Below are 23999 nucleotides of genomic sequence, written 5' to 3'. Positions count from 1 at the left end.
GAATGTGCATATGAACTATAAAGATGCTTCGCTTCCCGTTCAGGAACGGGTACAAGATCTTCTCGGTCGGATGACAACGGAGGAGAAGATAGGACAGCTGATTCAGCCCATGGGGTGGAAGACTTATGTTAAGGATGCAGATGGTACGGTTCGGGTTACGGATGAGTTTGAAAAGGACATCGCAGAGGGCGGGATTGGGTCATTGTATGGTGCCCTTCGTGCTGATCCCTGGACGGAAGTGACGCTGGAGACAGGCCTGACCCCTAGGCAGGGAGCTGTTGCCACCAATGAAATTCAGCGGTATGCCTTGGAGAACTCCAGGCTGGGGATCCCCATTTTGTTCGGGGAGGAGTGTTCTCACGGTCATATGGCGATTGGAGCGACCGTATTCCCGGTGCCGCTTGCTGTAGGAAGTGCCTGGAACGTGGAATTGTACCGCAAGATGTGCGAAGCGATTGCTGTGGAGACCCGGAGTCAAGGGGGAGCGGCAACGTATTCCCCTGTGCTGGATGTGGTGCGGGACCCGAGATGGGGGCGGACAGAGGAATGTTTTGCCGAAGATCCATACCTGATTGGTGAATTGGCGGTAGAAGCGATGAAAGGGCTGCAGGGTGAACGACTGGATACCAACCGGACAATTGTGGCGACACTCAAACATTTTGCAGCTTATGGAAGTTCAGAGGGTGGACGCAATGCGGCCCCTGTTCATATGGGATTACGTGAGTTGCATGAGGTGGATCTATTGCCCTTCAAGAAAGCGGTTGAAGCCGGAGCATGTTCTGTCATGACAGCGTATAACGAAATTGACGGTGTACCCTGTACATCGAGCTCGTATCTGTTAAATGATCTCCTGCGCGAGCAATGGGGATTTGACGGATTCGTCATCACCGATTTTGGTGCGATTCAGATGCTGGTCAGTGGACACAACACGGCGGAGAACGGGGAGCAGGCCGTTGCGCAGTCGCTTAAGGCAGGTGTGGACATGGAGATGTCCGGATACATGTACCGGAAGCATCTGGGGCAGGCGCTGGAGCAAGGAATAATCGAAGAACAGGATCTGGATACAGCAGTAAGGCGAGTGCTGGAGATGAAGTTCAGACTGGGTTTATTCGAACAGCCCTTCGTTGATCCTGACTTTGCAGAGCAGGTGATTGGATGTGAGGACCATATTCAGCTGGCGAGGAAAGTCGCGCAAGAGGGAATTATTTTACTTAAAAATGAAGCGAACATCCTTCCACTCAGTAATACAGGTACGAAGCTGGCCGTTATTGGACCGAATGCAAACCATGTCTACAACCAGCTTGGTGATTACACCTCGCCACAGCCGAGAGAACAGATTGTTACGGTGTTGGACGGGATTCGCCGTAAGCTTGGGACGGATACGGAGCAAGTGTTATACGCGCCCGGATGCCGCATCAAAGGCGATTCCAGAGAGGGCTTTGCACAAGCGCTTGCCTCTGCTGAACAAGCTGACATCATCGTTATGGTGATGGGTGGGTCAAGTAGTCGTGATTTTGGCGAAGGCACCATTGATCTGCGGACGGGGGCATCCGTTGTCACGGATGATCCATGGAACGATATGGAGTGCGGTGAGGGCATAGACCGATCTTCTTTGAGCCTGATGGGTGTTCAACTGGAGCTGGTGCAGGAAGTACATAAGCTGGGGAAACCGATTATTGTTGTATATATTAACGGCCGACCCATTGCTGAACCTTGGATTGATGAGCATGCCCATGCCATCCTGGAAGCGTGGTACCCGGGGCAGGAGGGGGGGAACGCCATAGCAGATATTTTGTTCGGTGATGTGAATCCATCCGGTCGTCTTACCGTCTCCATTCCCAAACATGTGGGGCAGCTTCCGATCTATTACAATGCCAAACGCACCCGAGGTAAGCGATATCTGGAGACCGATCTTGCACCGCAGTATCCGTTCGGCTTTGGGCTGAGCTATACGGAATTTAAGTACGAGAATGTACGGGTTGTGCCGGAAGTGATCGGGCCAGACGATGAAGCTGAGGTGCAGGTGGAAATCACGAACACCGGATCAGTTGCTGGAGATGAGGTGGTGCAGCTGTATATTACGGACGTATCAGCTTCAGTAACCCGGGCTGAAATTTCACTGAAAGGGTTTCGCAAAATCCGTCTGGAGCCGGGACAGACTCGAACGGTTACTTTTCCTGTACAAAAAGAACATCTGGCGCTGATCGACTCCCGTCTTCAGCCTGTTGTCGAACCAGGTGAATTCAGACTGATGGTGGGCAGCAGCTCCAGAGACTGGACTGCTTGCAGTTTACACATTCAGAAGGTGGGGGTGGAGGTATGATTCGAATTCAGAGATTCATTCAGGATCTGGCTCAGCAGCAATGGCTCGATACGGTGGAGCTTCCAGAGTGGCAGATGCAGAAAGCTAAGTATATCCGGCCAGGAGAATACGAGTATGAACAGGAGAATGCCATTGTCCAAAGCTTAAATCCGCTCCATAGCAACCATGGAGCGACTTATTTTCTGAGCAAAACCATAGAGATTCCATGCAATTGGGAGGATCATGCGATTGGATTGATTTTTGAAGCTGGGGGTGAGGGGCTGCTGAAGGTGAATGGCGCGCCTTATCACGGACTGGACCGCAATCATTGGTATGTACCTTTACCCAGGAGTCGTGTGGGAACTACGCCTTTATTGGAGATTGAGCTGTATGATCCTATACCGGAACCGCATGACCCGCTAAACCGACAAGCGGTGATTCAGCCGCCGATCCGTGGTATCCGAACTGCTTTGGTATATGTGAATCAACCGCTACAGAGCTTGATGTACAGCATTACTGTACTTGCGGAGTCGCTGAAGGCATTGCCTGAGAAAGACTTGAAGCGGACCCATCTTGTCCGGGACATTCATCAGGTGATGGATGAGATGTACAACGAGCCGAATCGCTGGGTGGAGGCGGCATGGGTGCAGAATTTCGAAAATTCGCTGGCACATTCTGTGCAGAAGGAGGACCCGGAAGAATACCGGAATGGGTTCATGCATCTGGTTGGGCAGTCACATATCGATATTGCCTGGCTGTGGCCTGTACGTGAGACAGTCCGTAAATCCAGCCGTACTTTTTCCACGATGTGTACCTTGATGGATGAATACCCGGAGTTTGTATATTCGCAGAGCCAGCCGCAGCTGTATGCGTTTGTGAAAGAGCACTACCCGGAATTGTATGAGCGGGTCAAAGCCCGGGTTGCCGAAGGTCGCTGGGAGCTGGTTGGCGGCATGTGGGTGGAGCCGGACCTGAACATTCCGAGCGGTGAGTCCTTGGTAAGACAGATGTTGTACGGGCAGAACTTCTATCAGGAGGAGTTCGGCAAGCGTTCAAGCATTGAGTGGCTCCCCGATACCTTCGGGTACTGTGCTTCGTTGCCGCAGTTGCTAAAGTTGGCGGGCATTCCCTATTTTATGACCACCAAGCTCAATTGGAATGATACCAATGCTTTTCCATATGATCTATTTGATTGGGTGGGTATTGATGGAACCTCGGTGCTTGCGTACTTGAATCATGGAGTGAATGAACATACCCGGCCCAAAGATATGGATGAGCATTGGTTATCGTATAAGCAGAAGGATGTACATCCTGAGCAAATGCTGCTTTACGGTCATGGTGATGGCGGGGGCGGGGTCACGAATGAAATGGTGGAGTTCGGAGCGCGATCCCATCTCATGGTTGGGCAGCCCATCAGCAAGTTCAGTACAGCGGGAGCATTTTTCGAAGAAATATCTAACCATAATCCCCCTTTGCCGAAATGGCATGGAGACCTGTATCTGGAACTTCACCGGGGAACGTTTACTACCCATGCGCGGAATAAACGGAGCAATCGGAAAGCCGAAGTACTGTACCGTGAAGCGGAGATCTGGGAGCAGTTTGCCGGATCTTCTGAAGCAGCACAGGTGAAGAATAAGCTCGATGAAGGCTGGAAGCTGATCATGCTCAATCAGTTCCATGATATTATCCCGGGTACATCTATCCCCGAAGCATATGTCACCTCCGCGGAGGAGTATACGAAGGTATTTTCTCTGGGAACATCGGCGATGGAGAGCGCCCTCGGTACCCTTGTGGAACGTATTGCTACAGATAGTTTGGATGGCCTGCCTTACGTTATTTTTAATAGTCTGGGCTGGGAGCGCGGAGAAGTGGTGGCCATTACAGGCGACGTGAGTCTGACTGGTCTCGCTGCTTTTGATCATCAGGGTAATCATCTGGCAGGTGACCTAGAGCAAAATGGAGATGTGCTGACCCTGTCAGTTTATGTTCCATCCATTCCTGCCTTTGGGTATACCACGATATGGCTGCGCCAGGCATCGGATGCCGATCTTTCTGTATGGAAACAGGAGGAATCTTTCCCTTCCGTCTGGGAAACAGACTTCTACACGCTTGAATTTAACGATGTGGGAGAAATCACAAGATGGTATGACAAGTCCATCCAGCGGGAGTGGCTGAAGCCGGGAGATAAAGCGAACGAGTTACAGTTTTTCCATGACAAACCTACGTATTGGGATGCGTGGGATATTGACCCGAGGTTCGAATCTCAACGGGCAGGGGCGGTACAGCTGATCTCCGGACAGATCGTGCAGTGCGGGGCAACAAGGGATGTCCTTCGTTTCCACTGGAAGCTGAACAACTCGGACATTCACCAGGATATGATCCTGTATCGTCATCAGCGACGTGTGGATTTCAAGACCAAGGTAAACTGGGTTGAGAACCATAAGTTGCTCAAAGTCGCATTTCCGGTGGATTTGGTGTCAGCCAAAGCAACCTACGAAATTCCGTTTGGTGCGCTGGAGCGGCCAACCCATAACAATACCAGCTGGGAGCAGGCACAGTTTGAAGTGTGTGGGCATCGTTGGGCAGACGTCTCCGAAGGTAATAGCGGTGTAAGTCTGCTGAACGATTGCAAGTACGGGTACGACATCAAGGATCAGACGATTCGTCTGTCCCTGCTCCGTGCTCCGAAATGGCCGGATGAACATGCCGACCAGGGGGAGCATGAATTCACCTACTCGCTCCTGCCCCATCAAGGCGATTGGCGGGAAGCGGGTGTGGTACGCCGTGCAATGGAGCTGAACCATCCGGCCCAGGCTGTGGCAGCAGGCAGACATAAAGGCACATTAACGGCAGAGCATTCCTGGGTTCACTTTCGGAGCGAGCACGTCATTCTGGATACTGTCAAAGCTTCAGAAGACGGCACGGGGACGATACTGCGTTTCTATGAATCATCCGGCGGCAGAGAGACAGTTGAGCTTCAGTGGTCTGACGCACGGATACAAACGTCAGTGGTCAATCTGCTGGAGGACGAAATCCGCCCATTGGCTTGTCGTGAAGGGAAGCTCGAACTGACGTTCAAGCCTTATGAGATTCAATCCGTAAAAATCGGTTCACCGGAATAACGTAAGGTGCCAGATAAGAATCTTTTACAAGAAGAGGAGTGGACCGTGAATAGGGCGAAAGTGTAGTAGAGCATTCATCATGAATTTACATCAGGACGATAAAATACCAATTCAGCAGGAGGGTATAACATGAAATTAACGAACAAGATCGGCGTCATCGTGGACAGCTTTAACGTAGGCGTAAGAGAAGGGCTGAACAAAGCGAAAGACGTTGGAGCGGAGGGTGTACAGATCTATGCGGTCAAGGGAGAGATGGATCCCGAAAATCTGTCGCCTGCGGCTCGCAAAGAGTTAAGAAGTTATATCGATTCTCTTGGGCTTGAAATTTCTGCGCTGGTTGGCGATTTGGGTGGTCATGGGTTTCAGGTCAAGGAAGATAATCCGTGGAAAGTAGAGAAGTCCAAGCGCATCGTGGATCTTGCTCTTGATCTGGGTACGAATATCGTCACAACACATATCGGTATTGTTCCGCATGATCCTTCCTCCGAAGTGTATGCCACGCTGCATGCGGCTTGCGAAGAGCTGGGTCAATATGCGAAAAGTGTAGGTGCGTACTTTGCTATTGAGACAGGGCCGGAAACAGCCGCAGATTTGAAAGGATTCCTGGATACATTGTCGACCAATGGGGTATCGGTGAATTTTGACCCAGCAAATATGGTTATGGTTACGGGGGATGACCCGGCTCGCGGTGTCCATCTGTTGAAGGATTATATTGTCCACACCCATGTGAAAGATGGGGTGCGTCTCAAGGAAGTCGATCCGAGAGATGTATATGGCGCAGTAGGTTACGCGCCCATGGATCATGAGAAGATTGCCGAAATGGTTTCTTCTGGGACATTCTTCCGTGAAGTGCCGCTTGGAGAGGGCGGTGTGGATTTTGACGGATACTTTGCGGCCCTTCAGGAAATTGGTTACACAGGGTATCTGACAATTGAACGTGAAGTAGGCGATCAGCCGGAGCTGGACATTCGCAAAGCAGTTGAATTCATCAAACAATACCGGTAGGGAGCTGAGCAGATGAAAGTGGGCCTGAGTACGTATAGCTTGTTGAATGATTTGAATTCGGGTGAAATGACGGTTCTGGATATGATCGACTGGATTGCAGCAAATGGTGGTGAGCATATGGAGATGGTTCCGTATGGCTACACCGTGGAAGATAATTATGAGCTGGCTGATGCCATCCGGGAGCGAGCTGCTTCTGCAGGTATTGAGCTGTCCAACTATTCGATGCCTGCGAATTTCGTGCAGGAGACGGAAGAGGCTTTTGCGGAAGAAATGGCTCGGGTCCAAAGACATGTCGACGTCGTACACCGGATGGGTGTGAAGCATATGCGTCATGACGTCACGGCGTTTACGTTGCCAAAGGAGAAAATGACCATTGCCTGGTTCGAGGAAAATCTCCCGCTCATGGTGAAGGGAAGCCAGATCATTGCGGATTATGCTGCGCAGTTTGGTATTACGACAACCATCGAAAATCACGGCTTCAGCGTGCAGGCGAGCGATCGTGTGCAGCGTGTGCTGCATGCCGTGGATCGTCCGAACTTCAAAACAACACTCGACATTGGCAATTTCATGTGTGTGGATGAAAACCCGATTATCGGGGTCATGAAAAATCTGCCGTACGCTTCTCTGGTCCATTTCAAAGACTTCTATTTCCGTTCTTATGATGAACATCCGGGCGAAGGGGAGTGGTTTACCACTGCCAATGGTAATTTCCTGCGTGGAGCCATCGTTGGGCATGGGGACATCCCCATTCGCAAAATTGTGAAGCTGATCAAAGACTCCGGCTATGACGGCAACATAACGGTGGAGTTCGAAGGCATGGAGGAGTGCAAGTCAGCATCCAAAATCGCCATGAACAACCTGCGCCGATTCTGGGAAGAGGTTTAGCGGATTTGATTAAAAGGCTTTCAAAGGGGTCCAAGAAAGGAATTCTGCACTAACATAAATTGGTTCTCCATAAGGATTCAGTTACGATCATCACAAGTATGGTATAATGGATCTATTCAGCCTGGAGAACGACTGGCTATGGATAGGAGAGATCACTGATCTATGCAGGTATTCGAGGACTGGAACCAGAAAGTGAAGAGAACGTTTAATGCTACGAATCCCGAGGTTGTATTGACGGTATCTGAAGCAGGGAGTTTGTTGGGTCTGACCAAAGATCAGATGAAACTTTATGTAGACAAGAATAAACTAACTAAGGTCCCGATCATGAGAAGTGTTCACCGATACCTCTTGTTGAAAAGTGAAATAGATAGCATCGTAAAAACGCGCTAACCTCATAGGATCGACCACGCCATTTGACCGACAGGAATCGGGAGAGTGGTCTTTTTTTTGGATAAAAGAAGGCTTGCGGATAATCCTACCTATGAGCTTGTTATCCGTACTCTTGTCAACGGACAGCCTGTTCGTATATACTCATGTCGCAAGCGGCATTAGTGGTTTAATTACATGATATCAAGGAGATGAAGAACGCATGGCGATCAGCTTGAATGTGTATCTTGTAACGGATGGCAATGGACGTGAAGCAGTGGATTTTTATAAAAAAGCATTTGGAGCCGAAGTGTTAGCTCTCCAGACATTTGGCGACGGTCCATCCGATCCGGATCACCCCGTACCACCAGAAGCCAAAGACCGTATCATGCATGCTTCTTTGCAAATTGGCAGCTCTGTGCTGATGCTGTCCGACACATTTCCTGGCATGCCATATGTAGTGGGTAACCATGTTAATGTCACAGTGAATACGGATACCGCGGAGGAAGCCAAAGAAATCTTTAACCAGCTGCAAGATGGCGGGAAAGTGAAAATGCCGATTCAGGAAACGTTCTGGAGTCCGGCCTACGGTACGGTTATTGATAAATTTGGCGTTCAGTTCCAAATTAGCTGTGTGGCAGCAAGCCATCAGTAAAGTGCGAGTTAGCGTGTCTTTGATATAAAAAAACAAAATCTCCAGGACATGAGTTACATGGTCTGGAGGTTTTTTGCGACGCTGAAAGAAGGGGATGGGCGTACGCTACTTGAAAACTAGACCTCTTTCTGAAGCTTGGAGGGGTTGTTGATTTTATAAGGAACAGGGTTCCTGGTCAGCTTTTTCTTGATGATTTTGGCTTCAAACGTAAGCACATCACCAACCTCAAGCTCCTGTTTCTTCATGGTAGCACTGTGGCTGGACCAGGCTTCGCCAATGTCAACGACTTCAGGCTCCGTGATTGTTACGGCTTCATAGATGATGATTTCGTCATCATTGTCGGAGAAGTGGTTCGGCACGGTCGTAAATTCCTTCACAACGGCGGACATTTTCACTTTACCCTCCGGCAGCTCAATCTTGACTGATTTGGCTTTGCCTGCGGTTTTGGCCTTAGGTTTGGCTGCACTGCTGGTTGCATTTGCAGGTCCAACGTACTCTTCCACCAGACCCTCAGGGTCGCCTTTTAGAGCAGAAGAGTTATCATCGTCATCCGTGTCCACATCCGATTCGAAATCCATTGCATTCATACCGGATGGAATTTCATCCAGATTAGACGCAGCATCAGGCTCTTGAACGGTATCAGAGCTGGAGATATGATCTGGTTGGGTTGCAGCAACCGGTTCCCCGGGCTTGACTGTTCCCGCTCCAATTGAACTTTTCACATTATAGCTGGACGCCTGCATTTCTTTCAGGTACGACGGATGAATGCAGTGTTTCTGCTCATTGTCCAGTTGGATGACGGCTGCCATATGATCGACAAAGCCAACGATGGTACAAGGCATATTCAGTCCATTTCCTTTATAATAGAACGTTTTGACCTTGGTTGCTTTCTCCGACAGCAAACCCCACTCCTGGCACTTCTCAATCAGCTCGTCCTCGTTCTCCAAAGCGTTATAATACTGCGGTTCGATCATAAAAGCATATGCCATAACGAATTTCCGCCTTTCCAATCATTTCTTCATGTTCATCGTTGCCAAATTACAATCAGTGTATCACAAAAGTGTACCCTTAGATGAAGAATATAAAAGCGCCTGAATGGGCGCCTATGATATAATTTTCGGTAGACAATCGGTGGGAATGCTCTAAAGAAAGTGATAAACAAAAACCCACCGTTAAACAGGTTGACTCCTGCGGTGGGATTGATTTTGCATCGTAACAGACGTGCGCAGTAAGAGAGTTCTATCTTACCTCGCCTTGTTGACTATTCTTAGGTTACCATAGCCATTTTATACAGGCAAATGAGTGATTGCTTCTATATTAAAATTAATATTTTTTATGAATTTCTTTAGGGAGGATGATCTCCATGGATAAAAAAGTGAATTCTCAAACGCTTTGGCTTGGGGTGGGCATCGCCATTGGAACGAGTATTGGTGTGGCTGCAAATCAGGTTGGCCTGGGTATTGCCTTTGGTGTGGCATTGGGCGTCGTGGTTGGATCTGTCGTTAGTAAACGTGCTGGCTCGGGGCTGGATGATATGCTGAGTGAACATGTCAAGGAGTTGCATAAGCAAGAGGAATGGGAAGAATTGCTTGTGCGGTCGCAGGATCATCCGGTGCTGCTGCTGAAACACAGTACAACCTGTCCAATCAGTGCAAGAGCATACAGGGAGTTTATGGCGTTTGTGGGTTCGAATGCATCCAATCCTGCACAAAAAATGGAATACCGGATCGTCAAAGTTATTGAAAGCCGCACGCTTTCCCGCCGCATCGCTGAAGATACCGAGGTTCACCATGAATCGCCTCAAGTTCTGCTGCTGGACAGCGGCCGGGTGATCCAACATACATCACACGGGAAAATTACCCGAAAAAAATTGCTGCAATGGGCCCAGAATCCGTTTGGATGAAGGGCGAAGACATTACTCCTTTTGATAGCCTGGACGAATAAATTCGTCATGGATATGAATGGGAGTATTTTTTATGAGAATATGGTGAAACTTTAAAAAAAACAAAAAAAATCATATCCATACCATCTGATTTCGATTAAAATATAAACTGCCTTCATATAATCGGAATCGGAGTGATTCTTATGGAACAATATAAATTTAATTCGGAACATAGTAAAATGATTGTAAATGCTATTGTGGATGGATATCGCGATTATATTGATCACCGTAAAGATCGAAGAGAAAATATGAAGATCAGTTCAGCTTTTGCCTGGACCAAGGGCAATTTTATTGAAAGTAAAATAGCAGACTATTGCGGTCAACAAGGTTTTGCTCACAAGAAATCCAAAGCGGGTTTAACTTGGGACTACCTTCAGTTTACGCATGAAGATTCGAAGATTCTTTTTATGATTAAGAATGCTGCCTATTTTAATGAGAATTGCTTCTCACGAGCTAAAATACCAACTGGCGGGGGAAATAAAGGCCCGTTTCGAACGTATCTCCACGATCTCTCCAAAATCAATAAAGATTTGGAGTTCTCCCCAGATCCGCGCTTATTTTCTGCACAAGAAAAAGGGGAGAGAGTTGAACAACTATCATTTCCTATTTCAGAAAGCCAAGTAAGTCGTGTAAAAGAGGAGCTTGAGAATTTTGCATCCACTTATAATGAGTTCCATATTCTTACTTATGCCATTGATGACGCATATCAAATATCTGAAGTTCAGCATTATTTGCCCAATCCGGAAGATAATATAGCTTATTTTATAGAAGATTTATCTGATTTGATCTCTGGTGCAGATTTGAATGATGATGACCGCGAGGTTCTTGCGCCAGATATGGAAGATATCGTTGACCCTGCCGCATATGATATCGAAATCTTGGAGGCGGATAAGCAGGGTTGATTATGCAATGTTAGTACAATAAGGAGGGAGCAGCATGTTCATTGGTGAAAATTTGACCAATTTACGAATCATGCATGGATATTCTAGAAAACAGCTCTCCGAAAAGTTAGGTGTGACAGAACAAGCAGTTTGGCAATACGAGAACGCTTATACATCTCCTAAAGTGCAAATCGTGAATGAGTTGAAACGCATTTTCAGTGTGAAAAGTAAATATTTTTACACGAAAGATATGCTAGCCCAGCACATGACACCTGCCAACATTAATGTCATGAACATCGCCTATCGTTCGAAAGTGTTGAATGTTATATCCAAGACGCAGACAGAGGCAAAACATGTGGAATATCTAGATACGTTTGTAAATTACATTACGGCACAAATTAGCCTTCCGACGCTTAATATTATTAAGCTGCGGGATGAGGTTATTGAATATTTGAATCATTTTGAGGATGATCGAGTCACTCAGATCCAACATGCTGCCCAAATGGCACGCCAAAAGCTTGGTTTGGAGCCTTTCACGAATGAAAACCTAATGTTTCTGATCGAAAAGAGCGGTGTTTTTGTATTTGAAAAGGCCATTGGTGAGGCCATTGATGCATACAGCCTTTGGACGGAAAGTAATCGCCCGTTTATCATACTGGGTAATATGAAGCGTTCGGCGGTACGCAGAAATTTTGATATTGCACATGAGTTGGGTCATCTATTGCTGCATTATCGTCTTGAATTTGTTAATCTGGACCGGAAAGAGCACAAAATGATTGAGAATGAAGCAAATATATTTGCTACGGCATTCTTATTACCAGAAAACGAGTTTTTAAGGGATGTAAAAGAAATTGCTCATATTACTAATCCAGATAATTACCTGGAACTCAAAAAAAAATGGAAAACCTCACTACAAGTTTTAGGGTACAGAGCAGCCCATTTAGGAATTATGGGAACGAAGGACCATCGGAATTTCTATGCAGCAATGCATCGTAGAGGCTATTTGGAGAAAGAGCCTTTCGATTCCTCTATTCCTCTTCAAAAACCCATGAGGATCAAAACCATTGTTGATCTTCTCTCAAAGAAAGGCCTTTTGGATATTCGTTATATGATTGAGGAGGATTGGAAAGTGGAGACTTCCTTCTTTCATCACATGACGGGAATTAGTACTGACTTTTTTAACAAATACATGACCAATAAGCGAGAAACTAGCACTCAAAATGTTAGGGAAATGCCCACACGTAGTTCTTGAAATGGAGCAGAGCAAGGAGCGAGCGCTAACAAATCTGAGACGTCTTATTCAAGGGTTTGAAGCGCTTGCAGAAATCTAAGGAACCTGAGACACGCTGTATCAGAATGAACAGCCATTTGAAGCGTTTTTGTCAGGGGACTTTGGGAAATAACGTGTCTGATGTTCCTTACTTTATAAAAAGAGGGCTCGAAGGCAAAATAAGACGTCCTGTGTTCCTTAGAAAATCGTCTACTCATTCGCCAGCATCAGCATGCTTGAACTTTAAGACTTTTTAGAAGCTGACCTCCATCATGGTAGAGCTTGATTTAATTTGAAGACAGACCGTAATAGGTAATGATTGCTTAGTATAAAAATGCACAAAGACCTGTTCCCTTCAGCTAATAGCTGAGGTGAGCGGGTCTTTTTTACGCTTTTTTTACACCCTGGCGGGTATTTCTTTACCCCCTTTTTACAGCGTTTCGTATTACGATTTCATATGTAGAAGGTTGCAAGAACGGTAGAGAGAGGGAGGAGAACACATGGTGAATGATGCCACGATAATCGGGCTGGTTGTGCTGTTGTTTGTGGTGTTCTGGGGATTTGTAAAGTTTTGTGAGAAAGCTTAGGGCAAGAAAGGGGAGGAGCCATATGATCGTCATCGGGATGATTGTGCTCGCGCTGGTGATCTATCTCGGTTACGTGCTGGTGAGGCCGGAGAAATTCTGATGGTCGCCTTATGCACGAATCCAGAAGCACTCGGATCGTCGATTTTTAGGGAGGAAATGCGGATATGAGTAGTGGTTTATTACAAGTAGCGGTAACGCTGCTAATCATCATACTGCTGGTGAAGCCAGTGGGGAGTTATCTGGTGAAGGTGTTTGACGGCAAGCGAACAGGGCTGGATCGGATATTTGGCGGACCTGAGCGACTGTTGTATCGATTGATGGGGGTGAAGGAGAACGAGTCGATGGGTTGGAAAAAGTACCTGTCGGCCGTGCTCCTCTCCAACTTCGTCATGCTGTTGTTGATGTTTCTGGTGCTGCGGCTGCAACAATATTTGCCACTCAACCCGGATGGCATCGCCAATATGCCTGCGGCGCAGGCATTCAACACGGCTGTTTCGTTCATGACCAACACGAACTGGCAGTCGTACACCGGCGAGAACTCCCTGTCGTATCTGTCACAGATGCTGGCAGTGACGTTTCCGATGTTCACCTCGGCGGCGACCGGCTTCGCGGTGGCAATTGCATTCATTCGCGGGCTGGTCGGCCGCCGGGATGGACTGGGTAACTTTTACGTCGACATGGTACGGTCAATCACGAGAATCTTTTTACCGCTGAGCTTCATTGTAGCGCTGTTCCTGGTATTCCAGGGTGTGCCGCAGACACTGGCGGGAGCGGTGAACGCAACCACGCTGGAGGGGGCGCAGCAAACGATTAGCCGCGGGCTGGTCGCTTCGCTGGAGTCGATCAAGCACCTAGGTACCAATGGTGGAGGCTGGTTCGGAACGAATGCAGCGCATCCATTTGAGAATCCAACAGCGTTGTCGAACTTGGTGCATATCGTCTGCATGATGCTGCTGCCAACCTCGCTGGTGTATGCCTTCGGCATCATGGTGAACAACCGGAAGCAGGGCTGGGCTCTGTTTGCGGCCATGAGTTTTCTTTTCCTCATCATGCTGACTACGGTATTTGTTTCGGAATATCGCGGTGTGCCTGCGCTGGATGCGATGGGCATTCAAGGCAATATGGAAGGTAAAGAGGTCAGGTTCGGAATATCCGAATCGGCGCTCTTCACGGCAGTCACAACAGCAGCTACAACAGGGTCGGTGAACAATATGCATGAGTCGCTTACTCCACTCGGCGGGATGGTGGCATTGGCTGAAATGATGCTCAACAACGTATTCGGCGGCAAAGGAGTAGGTTTGCTCAACGGATTGCTCTATGTCATTCTGGCTGTATTTATCTGTGGGCTGATGGTTGGGCGAACCCCTGAATTTCTGGGCAAAAAAATCGAGGGCAAAGAAGTGAAACTCGCGTCCATTGCGCTGCTCATTCACCCTTTGATTATTCTCGGTCCAACTGCGTTGGCGCTCATGCGCCCGGAAGCTGTAGCTTCGATTTCGAACTCAGGCATGCATGGCCTGACCGAGGTGCTTTATGCTTTTGCATCCGGGGCTGCCAATAATGGATCGGCGTTTGCCGGACTGAATGCCAACACAGACTTTTACAACATCGCCATTGGTGTGGTGATGCTGCTCGGAAGATACATTTCCATGATCGCGATGCTTGCTATTGCCGGATCACTGGCCACCAAACGAGTGGTTCCCGTAACAACGGGTACACTACGCACACATACGCCTCTTTTTGCAGGCATTCTGGTGATGATGATTGTGGTGGTCGGTGCGTTGACGTTCTTCCCATCACTGGCACTTGGACCGATTGCAGAGCATTTGGCGATGATCCGTTGATGGAGAGTACGGCAATCCGTTATGGGGATATGAGTGAGGACGTAGAGTGTGGAGGTGGATTAACGCAATGAATGCTATAGAACGAAAGAAGGAGCAGTCGGTGGAAGGAACAGGCATGGGCATGATTAGCCCTCATGGTAAGGGAACGCGAGGTACAGGTACAGATCAAGGTACTCCCAAAAGAACTAAAACTTTAAGTCGTGAGATTCTGCTTCAGGCATCCCTGGATGCTTTCAAAAAGCTGAACCCGGTCGTCATGATCAAAAATCCGGTGATGTTTATCGTTGAAGTAGGCACACTCATCACGTTGTTGTTGTGTATTAATCCGGACCTGTTTGTTGCATCCGAGGCAGGGCGAGGGTACAACATCGCAGTGTTTCTCATCCTGTTATTCACGTTGCTGTTTGCCAACTTTGCTGAAGCACTGGCAGAGGGGCGGGGCAAAGCTCAGGCAGACACACTGCGCAAGACGAAGTCGGACACAACGGCGAATCTGGTACAGAAAGACGGAACCCTCAAGCAAGTGTCTTCGACCCAGTTGAAAAAAGGAGATCTCGTCCGTGTAGAAGCGGGAGAGCTGATTCCCACGGACGGTGAGATCATTGAAGGGCTGGCCTCCATCGACGAGTCCGCCATTACCGGGGAATCTGCCCCTGTGATCAAGGAGGCAGGTGGTGACTTCTCCTCCGTTACGGGAGGTACACGAGTCACTTCCGACTATATTGTCATGCGTGTACAGACCGATCCGGGGGAGTCGTTCCTCGACCGGATGATCTCACTTGTTGAAGGTGCACAGCGTCAGAAAACACCGAATGAAATTGCGCTGACTACACTGCTTGCCGTGTTGACCCTAATTTTTCTGATTGTCATATTAACGATGGTTCCGATGGCAAGCTACCTGGGCATCCGGCTTGATCTGGCGACACTAATCGCGTTGCTCGTCTGTCTGATTCCAACAACGATCGGCGGGCTGTTATCCGCCATTGGGATCGCAGGCATGGACCGCGTAACACAGTTCAACGTACTCGCCATGTCGGGGAAAGCGGTGGAAGCGGCAGGCGATATTGATACGCTGATCCTGGACAAAACCGGAACGATCACGTACGGAAACCGCATGGCTGCTGAGTTTGTCCCTGTTCAGGGGGTGTCAGCACAGGAGATGACCCGGGCTGCGCTGCAAGCTTCCGTAGTGGATGAGACACCAGAGGGGCGCTCGGTCGTTGAGTTAGCTGGCAAGCAGGGCGAGAACTGGGCGGAGACGGAATATGCAGATGCAGAGCATGTGAGCTTCACCGCAGAGACCCGTATGTCGGGTCTGAATCTAAGCGGTGGGAAGCAGATTCGCAAAGGTGCGGTGGATGCGATCAAACGCCATATTTCCTCCCGTGGAGGACGGATACCTGGGGATTTGGATGATATAGCCAACCGAATTGCGAAGGCTGGGGGTACACCGCTTGCTGTTGCAATGGACGACCAGATTTATGGTGTAATCTATCTGAAAGATACGGTGAAGCCAGGTCTGAAGGAGAAATTCGCCGAGATGCGAGCTATGGGTATCAAGACGATTATGTGTACGGGCGATAACCCACTGACGGCGGCGACCATTGCGCTGGAAGCGGGCGTGGATGATTTTATTGCCGAAGCGAAACCGGAAGACAAGATTACTGCGATCAAAAAAGAGCAGCAGGAAGGAAAGCTCGTCGCCATGACGGGCGACGGGACCAATGATGCTCCTGCTCTGGCACAGGCCGATGTAGGCCTGGCGATGAATTCAGGCACCATGGCAGCCAAGGAAGCGGCCAACATGATTGATCTGGATTCCGACCCGACCAAGCTGCTGTCGGTCGTCTCCATTGGCAAGCAGCTGCTTATTACCCGCGGCGCGCTGACGACTTTTTCGATATCGAATGATATTGCCAAGTATTTCGCCATCATTCCGGCCATGTTTATTTTGGCTATGCCGCAGCTCCAGGCATTGAATATTATGAATCTCGCTTCACCACAGTCCGCAATTCTGTCTGCATTGATCTTCAACGCCATCATTATCCCGCTGCTCATTCCTATCGCTATGCGGGGTGTGAAATATCGAGCCATGTCCGCGGAGCGGCTGCTTGGACGGAATGTATTCATCTATGGCGTAGGCGGCGTGATCGTGCCGTTCATCGGAATCAAGCTGATCGATCTGGTGCTGTCGGGACTTCATCTGGTGTAAATGGTACAACTAATAATGAAATCAGGATGTGATTCATATGAAACAGGTACTGCCTGCCATCCGGTTGTCTGTCGTGCTTATGCTAATCTGCGGAATTGTCTATCCGCTGGTCACGACCGGAGTGGCTCAACTGCTTTTCCCTAATCATGCCAACGGCAGTCTGATCACAGCGGACGGAAAAACAATCGGTTCGTCGCTGCTGGCGCAGGAAGTAAAATCGCCGGGGCTGTTCCAGCCCCGGGCCTCGAACGCCAGTTATGATGGAACAGCTTCAGCAGGTTCCAATCGCGCCGTGGCGTCTGAGGCGTATATCCTTGAGATGAAGGAAAAGGTGGCTCTGGTCCAACAGGAGAACCCGGGCTTGCAGCACATTCCTGCGGATCTCGTGACGAGTTCGGGTTCGGGTCTGGACCCGGATCTGTCACCTGAAGCGGCAAAAGCACAGATTCCTCGTATTAGTCAGGCAACAGGCCTTAGCGAGCAGCAGCTTGCCCAGATCGTGGAGGAACATACACAAGGGCGACAGCTGGGCATCTTCGGTGAGCCACGTGTGAATGTGACCGCACTGAATCTGGTATTGAAGGCAGAGCTGAAGTAAGGGAGCGGGGTGTTTGAAAGAGATCATATTTTACGGTCCGTCTGCAGAAAGGATACGTTGTTCGGGCTCCATTTGCTTGGAAATGTGTTAATCACATATAAGATATAGTCTGCGATGTATGTTGTATGAAAAACCATATCTGGCCTTCTTCCGAGTTTCGGAAGGGGCTTTCTCCATGTTGTGTAACAGTTATGGATAGGGGGAGTGGGCGGGATGGAGGACAGCTTCAAGCGCAAGTCTCCGGAAGACATTTTGAAGATGATTACGAAGCTGCAGCAGGGCACCTTGAAAATTTACATTGGTCCAGTAAGTGGCTCAGGCAAAACATATCATATGCTGAGGGAAGGAAACACATTGCGCCAGCAGGGTATTGATGTCGTCATCTGCGCCGTGTCGACCATGCGCAGACCGGAGACGGTGGAGCAGCTGGGTGAGTTGGAACGGATTCCAAGCATTCACTGGTCTCGTGGGAAAGACGGCATGGAGATGAAGGACCTGAATCTGGACGCCCTGCTCGCGCGTAATCCGGAAGTGGTGCTCGTTGACGGATTGGCCCATCGAAACCGGAAAGGAGCACGTCACGCAACACGGCTGGAGGATATACAGTATTTGCTGCGGCATAACATCAGCGTCATTACAACGGTGAACGTATATGAGCTGGAGGGATATACGGAGCTTGCACGTCAGCTTACGGGTATCGCCGTGGAACATACCGTGCCTGCGGATACCCTTGAACTGGCCGATGAGGTGAAGCTGATCGACGTGACGCCGGAAACGGTATTGAGCCGACTCGCTGAGGGACATCTTAGGGGACATGAAGGAGAAGCGGTGTTTCGACAGGGGAATCTGGGTGTTTTACGTGAGCTGGCTCTCCGGCTTGTCGCGGAAGGGGTTAACGAATCGCTGCGAGAGCACCGGGAAGAGATGGGCATTACCGTGACGACAGGCATCATGGAACGTATTCTGGTATCCACCCAATATCACTGGAATGGGTCGATCTACATTCGGCGCGGACAACAGATTGCGAAGAGGCTGAACGGGGATTTGCAAGCCGTGACCTTCCGCAATATGAAGCAGCCGTTAACCAAGGAGGCTATTGTTTTCCGTCGCAGCATGATCAAACTGGTAGAGAAGTTTGGTGGTCGATTCGAGGAATTAACTGTCGTACATCGCCGGAAAATGCCATCAACGCTGGCACAATATGCGGTCCAGCATCAGATTACCCGAATCGTAATGGGACATTCACGACACACCCGCTGGCAGGAGCTGTGGCAAGGATCATTCGTTAACTCCCTGCTGCGCAGGATGCGGGGCGTCGATCTTTTCCTGTTGGCGGATCGAGCACAGCAGGAGGGAGAGCGTGTGCTCCCTGCCCGTTTGCCCGAAATGGAGACACCGACCTATCGCAGGTTAAGCGAGCAGGAAATGAAAGAACAGATCGGCCAGATTCGGCGTGGTAAGTTCAAAGTATATATCGGTGCTGCCCCAGGCGTAGGGAAAACCTATATGATGCTCCGGGAAGGCAATGATCTGCTTCGTAAAGGCATCGACGTGCAGATTGGTCTGTTGGAGACGCATAATCGGGCGGAGACGGTGGAGCAGATTGGTCAATTGTCCGTAATTCCACGGGAGCAGCGGATATATCAGGAGGTCCAATTGGAGGAGATGGATACCGAGGCGATTCTCCGTCTGTGTCCCGAAGTGGTGTTGGTGGATGAACTTGCACATACAAATATTCCAGGAAGCATGCGGCAAAAACGGTACGAAGATGTGCTTCTTCTGTTGGAGGCAGGTATTTCCGTCATCACCACAGTTAATGTGCAGCATCTGGAAAGTTTGAACGATGCAGTGGAACATATTACGGGGATTCGGGTCCGAGAGACGGTGCCGGATCAGATTTTGCAAATGGCGGATGAGGTTCAGCTCATTGATGTAGCCCCGCAGGCCTTGCGGCAGCGCATGCGGGAGGGTAAAATCTATGCAGCAGCCAAGGTGAATCAAGCACTGGAGCATTTCTTTCGCATTGGCAATCTGATTGCCTTGCGGGAACTTGCCCTGCGCGAACTGGCGGATGATGTGGATGAACGTTTGGAATCTCAGGAGCCCAAAAGCGCGCTGCGCGGTCCCTGGCGCAGACAGGAAGCAGTCTTTGTCTGCGTAAGCTGTGATGAACATGCCGATCGGCTGATCCGGCGTGGATTTCGTACCGCCTATCGACTGAAGGCGGTCTGGCATGTGCATCATGTTTATGTAGGCAAGGTTATGAGTGACGAGGCAAGGTGTCAATTGGAGGAGCTGGAACAGCTCACGGTCCGATTGGGCGGGGAATTTTACATTCATCACTGTCTGAGACTGAGAGATGTGCCTGGTATTTTGGCAGGTAGAGCTTCTGAAGAAAAAGCAACGCAGCTTGTAGTGGGTCAGGCAAAACGTGTCTGGTGGCTGAATGGCTACCGTGGAAAAGGATCGGTTGTCAGCAGGCTGGTACGGCTATCGAGGCATATAGATGTATTGATTGTTGCAGATTACGATTATGATCAGAGCGGGATGTGAATTGTACTGTGTCTGAACGAACCAAAGGGGAAGCGGTTTGGTTGAAGCTGAAGCGTGTCCCCAAATATATATGGGTAACCCTCGGCATCGCCTTGTTAACTATGTTGCTTCATACGATCGGTATGAGCGAGGATCTGGTTAACGTGGGGCTGATTTATCTTTTCCCCGTATTGGTCAGTGCCGTTTACTGGGGATTGGGACCGGCGATATACGCAGCAAGTCTTAGCGTTGTTGCCTTTGACTTCTTTTTTGTACCCCCGTATCTGAGCTTTACGGTTGAAGATTTACGATATATTTTCTCTTTTGTCGTGTATTTGGCAGTTGCGGTATTAACCGCAAGTTTGGCAGGGCGCCTGCGGCAGCAACTGGAGATGGTGAAACAGCGTGAGAATACGACAAATTCGCTGTATGCTTTAAGCCGTCAGATGACGGCTGTTACAGATTTGGATACACTGCTGAACAATATTGCGAGGCAAGTCTCTCTAACACTTGGGGCTCCGGCGGCATTATATCTTCCTAATTCTGACGGGGAGCTCGCGGTTACCTCATCTTCGGGCGAACCGGATTTCGCAGGCTGGGGCAAAAGTGAGTCTGAGGCTGCCATTGCCAAGTGGGTATACATCCATGGAGAAGTAGCTGGACGCGGATCGTCCAGTCTGCGGGAATCGTCTGGGCTGTATGTGCCGCTGCGTACAGAAGACCAGATTCACGGGGTGCTTGCCGTGAATCTGGAATCCAGTGATCTTTATGAGCAGCGGGAGGAACTGCGTTTGCTGGAAGCCTGTGGCGGGCTGGTGGCGAGCGCCATCGCTCGTGTTAAGCTGGCGGAGGAAGCGAGGCTGGCGCAAATGACCGCTGAATCGGAGCGAATTCGTACCGCTCTGCTGGATTCAGTATCTCATGAACTGCGTACACCACTTACCGCCATCATTGGTTCAGCCACAGGCCTGCTAGAGAATGATTCCCTTTTTACCGCGGAGGACCGAAAGGAACTTACAGGCAATATTCGGGATGGAGCGCTGCGGATGAACAGGCTGGTGACCAACTTGCTTGGCATGGTGAAGCTGGAAAGTGGTATGCTGCAGCTGCGCAGGAAATGGTGTGATGTGGGTGACATGATCGGTATTGTGCTGGGGCAGGTTCAGCAATTTATTCAGCACCGCCGCATCCGTGTGGATTTGCCGGATCAACCGCCATTTATATCTGGAGACGAGGTATTGCTGGAGCAGGTCCTGGTTAACGTCATCAGCAATGCCATTAAATATTCTCCGGTCGACAGTGAAATCGTCATTACGGTAAAGGCAGATGAGTCGCTTGGACGAATGACCATTGTGGTGGCTGATGCGGGCGTCGGGATCCCGGAAGCAGATCGAGAGCGGGTGTTTGAGAAGTTTTATCGTTCTGAATCGTCACGGCATGTGACAGGTACAGGACTGGGACTCGCCATCTGCAGAGGAATTGTCGAGGTTCATGGAGGTACGATTACCGCAGAGCCGAATCCGGGAGGCGGGACACGGGTGTGCATTTGTTTGCCTACCGAAGAACCCGAGGCATCATTCCCGTATATGGGACAAGGAGAGGAAGAATGACATGACGGCACCACAAGGCGCACGCATATTGATTGTGGATGATGAACCACAGATCCGCAAACTGCTGAAGGTTACGCTTCAGGCGCACAACTTTGAGATTCATGAATGTGCAGACGGAGAAGAGGCGGTCGTCCAGGCGAGCATTGTGCATCCCGATCTGATCGTGCTTGATCTGGGCTTGCCCGGCATGTCCGGAATGGACGTACTTCAGCGTATTCGGGAGTGGTCTCAGGTACCGGTCATTGTGCTGACAGCGAAAGAACGCGAAGAGGATAAAATCGCTGCACTGGACGGCGGGGCAGATGATTATGTTACCAAACCGTTCGGCATGGGCGAGCTGGTTGCCCGGATTAGGGTTGCTCTTCGCCATGTGGCGAAAACAACGGATGAGCCTGTACTGCGCTTTGGTCCGCTCACGATTGATTTGGCCCAGAGGCAGGTGGATCTGGAGGGATCACCCGTCAAGTTAACTCCAACCGAGTATGAAATGCTGAAAGTACTTGCTTCCAACGCAGGCAAAATTATTACCCAACGGCAGCTGCTGCAACAAGTGTGGGGTGGGCATCACCATGAGTCAGACAGCCATTACTTACGGGTGTACGTCGGTCATCTGCGTAAAAAATTGCAGGAAGATCCCACGCGGCCTCGATTTATCCAGACTGAGCCGGGAATCGGCTATCGTTTCCTGCTTCAGGATGAGGTTGGAAAATAAAATGAAAACTCCTGAAAGCGCCGACTCCCTCTCTAATGAGAGGAAATCGGCGCTTTTCAAGTGCGAAACCATGAATTTCTTATGATGTGTACTTCGGCAGCCAGTCTCCGTGAGCTTCGATCAGTTCATCGCACAGCGCGACGATATCATCCATAGACAGTTCGGCAGCAGTATGCGGATCGAGCATGGCGGCATGATAAATATGTTCCTTTTTACCCGTGATGGCAGCTTCAATCGTCAGCAATTGGGTATTGATATTGGTCCGGTTCAGGGCAGCCAGTTGTGGAGGCAGGTCACCGATATACGTTGGACTGATACCGGAACCGTCAACCAGACAAGGCACCTCTACACATGCTTCACGAGGCAGGTTGGTGATTAACCCGTTATTCATGACATTACCGCCGATTTTGTAAGGGCGATCTGTCTCCATGGCTTCCATAATATGCGAAGCGTACTCCCGGCTGCGCGTATGTTCAATATTTTCGCTGGATAACAGCTTCTCACGCATTTCCTTCCAGCCTTCAATCTGATTCACGCAGCGGCGCGGATATTCATCCAGCGGGATGTTGAATCGTTCGATCAGCTCGGGGTAGTTCCGTTTGATAAAATAAGGATGGTACTCGGCATTATGTTCGGAAGACTCGGTAACATAGTATCCAAAGCGCTGCATCAACTCAAAACGTACCATGTCATCATGCTGCTCTTTCTGCTTTTCCTTCGCCAGACGTTTAATCTCTGGATACAGATCCTGACCATCCCGAGTGACTTCCAGCAGCCAGGCCATATGATTGATACCCGCAACTTTCGCGACTACACCCGTCTGATCGATCCCCAGTGCATCAAACAGATGCGGTACGCACACCTGGACGCTGTGACATAGACCTACGGTTTTGATTCCGCCGTGCACATTCATGACATTGGTCAGTACCGCCATTGGGTTGGTATAGTTCAGGAACCACGCATCAGGGCACACTTCCTGCATATCCCGGGCAAAATCGAGCATTACCGGAATCGTCCGCAGATTCCGGAAAATACCGCCAATCCCCAGCGTGTCGGCAATGGTCTGACGCAGTCCATACTTCTTCGGAATTTCAAAGTCCGTAATTGTACATGGATCATATCCACCCACCTGAATAGCATTGATTACATATTTGGCTCCGCGCAGCGCTTCCTTGCGGTCGGTATATGCTTTGATGGCACAGCCGCTTCCGAGGGAACGTGCCATGCTGGTAAGCAATCGCTCCGAATCATTTAGGCGCTCGGCATCAATATCAAACAGCGCCAGCTCAAAATCTTGCAGTGCTTCAGTCATCATGACGTCACCCAATACATTTTTGACAAAAACGGTGCTTCCCGCACCGAGAAACGTAATTTTGTTCATCTCAAGTTCAGCCTCCCTGAATAAATGGTGTACCTCCAATATAGGAGAATCAGGCCTGTATAACTATGGCTCAACCTCTCTGAAACATGGCATAA

18 protein-coding genes are annotated in these 23999 nt (G+C 49.5%); 16 read left to right on the top strand and 2 right to left on the bottom strand.

The window, feature by feature from the left end; translation table 11 throughout:
* The first annotated feature begins 10 nt into the window (after positions 1-10).
* From Q0V21_RS24605 to Q0V21_RS24580, 6 genes are all read left to right on the top strand, one after another.
* Positions 11-2323, top strand: coding sequence for a glycoside hydrolase family 3 N-terminal domain-containing protein (locus tag Q0V21_RS24605; RefSeq protein ID WP_301881024.1), 2313 nt, complete (start codon positions 11-13; stop codon positions 2321-2323).
* A complete protein-coding gene (locus Q0V21_RS24600; protein WP_301881023.1) occupies positions 2320-5424 on the top strand; it encodes an alpha-mannosidase in 3105 nt (1034 codons plus the stop codon). Before Q0V21_RS24605 ends, Q0V21_RS24600 begins: the two co-directional genes overlap by 4 nt.
* 129 nt (positions 5425-5553) lie before the next feature.
* The gene (locus Q0V21_RS24595) at positions 5554-6429 is read left to right on the top strand and encodes a sugar phosphate isomerase/epimerase family protein (RefSeq protein WP_301881022.1); all 876 of its coding nucleotides are present in this window, start codon (positions 5554-5556) and stop codon (positions 6427-6429) included.
* 12 nt (positions 6430-6441) lie between these two features.
* Entirely contained in the window at positions 6442-7314 is an 873-nt protein-coding gene (locus tag Q0V21_RS24590; RefSeq protein ID WP_301881021.1) for a sugar phosphate isomerase/epimerase family protein, read from the top strand.
* A gap of 162 nt (positions 7315-7476) precedes the next feature.
* Positions 7477-7704 carry a hypothetical protein gene (locus tag Q0V21_RS24585; protein WP_024629454.1) on the top strand — a complete coding sequence of 76 codons (228 nt, stop codon included), beginning with the start codon at positions 7477-7479 and terminating at the stop codon, positions 7702-7704.
* Positions 7705-7903: 199 nt separating this feature from the next.
* On the top strand, positions 7904-8335 hold the full coding sequence (locus Q0V21_RS24580; RefSeq protein WP_301881020.1) for a VOC family protein: 432 nt from the start codon (positions 7904-7906) through the stop codon (positions 8333-8335).
* A gap of 116 nt (positions 8336-8451) precedes the next feature.
* Here the strand turns inward: Q0V21_RS24580 and Q0V21_RS24575 are convergent, their stop codons facing one another.
* The gene (locus Q0V21_RS24575; RefSeq protein ID WP_301881019.1) at positions 8452-9324 is read right to left on the bottom strand and encodes a hypothetical protein; all 873 of its coding nucleotides are present in this window, start codon (positions 9322-9324) and stop codon (positions 8452-8454) included.
* Positions 9325-9698: 374 nt separating this feature from the next.
* Here Q0V21_RS24575 and ytxJ point away from each other — a divergent pair, with 374 nt between their 5' ends.
* The 10 genes from ytxJ (at position 9699) to Q0V21_RS24530 (ending at position 22523) form a co-directional block, all read left to right on the top strand.
* A complete protein-coding gene (ytxJ, locus tag Q0V21_RS24570) occupies positions 9699-10238 on the top strand; it encodes a bacillithiol system redox-active protein YtxJ (protein ID WP_301881018.1) in 540 nt (179 codons plus the stop codon).
* A 182-nt stretch (positions 10239-10420) separates the two neighbouring features.
* On the top strand, positions 10421-11179 hold the full coding sequence (locus Q0V21_RS24565; RefSeq protein WP_301881017.1) for a spr1630 family ClpXP-sensitive toxin: 759 nt from the start codon (positions 10421-10423) through the stop codon (positions 11177-11179).
* A 34-nt stretch (positions 11180-11213) separates the two neighbouring features.
* Complete coding sequence (locus Q0V21_RS24560; protein WP_301881016.1) at positions 11214-12410, top strand: spr1629 family repressor/antitoxin; 1197 nt, start codon at positions 11214-11216, stop codon at positions 12408-12410.
* 627 nt (positions 12411-13037) lie between these two features.
* Positions 13038-13115, top strand: coding sequence for a potassium-transporting ATPase subunit F (locus Q0V21_RS32940; protein ID WP_082350862.1), 78 nt, complete (start codon positions 13038-13040; stop codon positions 13113-13115).
* A gap of 64 nt (positions 13116-13179) precedes the next feature.
* Positions 13180-14859 (top strand): potassium-transporting ATPase subunit KdpA, encoded by a 1680-nt coding sequence (gene kdpA / locus Q0V21_RS24555; protein WP_301881015.1) that lies wholly within the window; start codon positions 13180-13182, stop codon positions 14857-14859.
* Positions 14860-14926: 67 nt separating this feature from the next.
* Positions 14927-17071: a potassium-transporting ATPase subunit KdpB gene (gene kdpB, locus Q0V21_RS24550; protein WP_483312386.1), complete on the top strand. Its 2145-nt coding sequence runs from the start codon at positions 14927-14929 to the stop codon at positions 17069-17071.
* A 37-nt stretch (positions 17072-17108) separates the two neighbouring features.
* Positions 17109-17669, top strand: coding sequence for a potassium-transporting ATPase subunit KdpC (gene kdpC / locus Q0V21_RS24545; protein WP_301881014.1), 561 nt, complete (start codon positions 17109-17111; stop codon positions 17667-17669).
* Positions 17670-17882: 213 nt separating this feature from the next.
* Positions 17883-20222, top strand: a complete 2340-nt coding sequence (locus Q0V21_RS24540; RefSeq protein ID WP_301881013.1) for a histidine kinase — start codon at positions 17883-17885, stop codon at positions 20220-20222.
* An 8-nt stretch (positions 20223-20230) separates the two neighbouring features.
* Entirely contained in the window at positions 20231-21811 is a 1581-nt protein-coding gene (locus Q0V21_RS24535; protein ID WP_301881012.1) for an ATP-binding protein, read from the top strand.
* 1 nt (position 21812) lies between these two features.
* Positions 21813-22523, top strand: a complete 711-nt coding sequence (locus Q0V21_RS24530; RefSeq protein WP_301881011.1) for a response regulator — start codon at positions 21813-21815, stop codon at positions 22521-22523.
* A gap of 79 nt (positions 22524-22602) precedes the next feature.
* Here the strand turns inward: Q0V21_RS24530 and melA are convergent, their stop codons facing one another.
* On the bottom strand, positions 22603-23904 hold the full coding sequence (melA, locus tag Q0V21_RS24525; RefSeq protein WP_301881010.1) for an alpha-glucosidase/alpha-galactosidase: 1302 nt from the start codon (positions 23902-23904) through the stop codon (positions 22603-22605).
* Positions 23905-23999: the final 95 nt, after the last annotated feature.

Origin of the sequence: Paenibacillus sp. 11B, assembly GCF_030487755.1 — a bacterium.
GTDB classification, from domain to species: Bacteria; Bacillota; Bacilli; order Paenibacillales; family Paenibacillaceae; genus Paenibacillus; species Paenibacillus vandeheii.
Note: the sequence above shows the minus strand (reverse complement) of the source record. Positions and strands in the feature narration are given on the sequence as shown.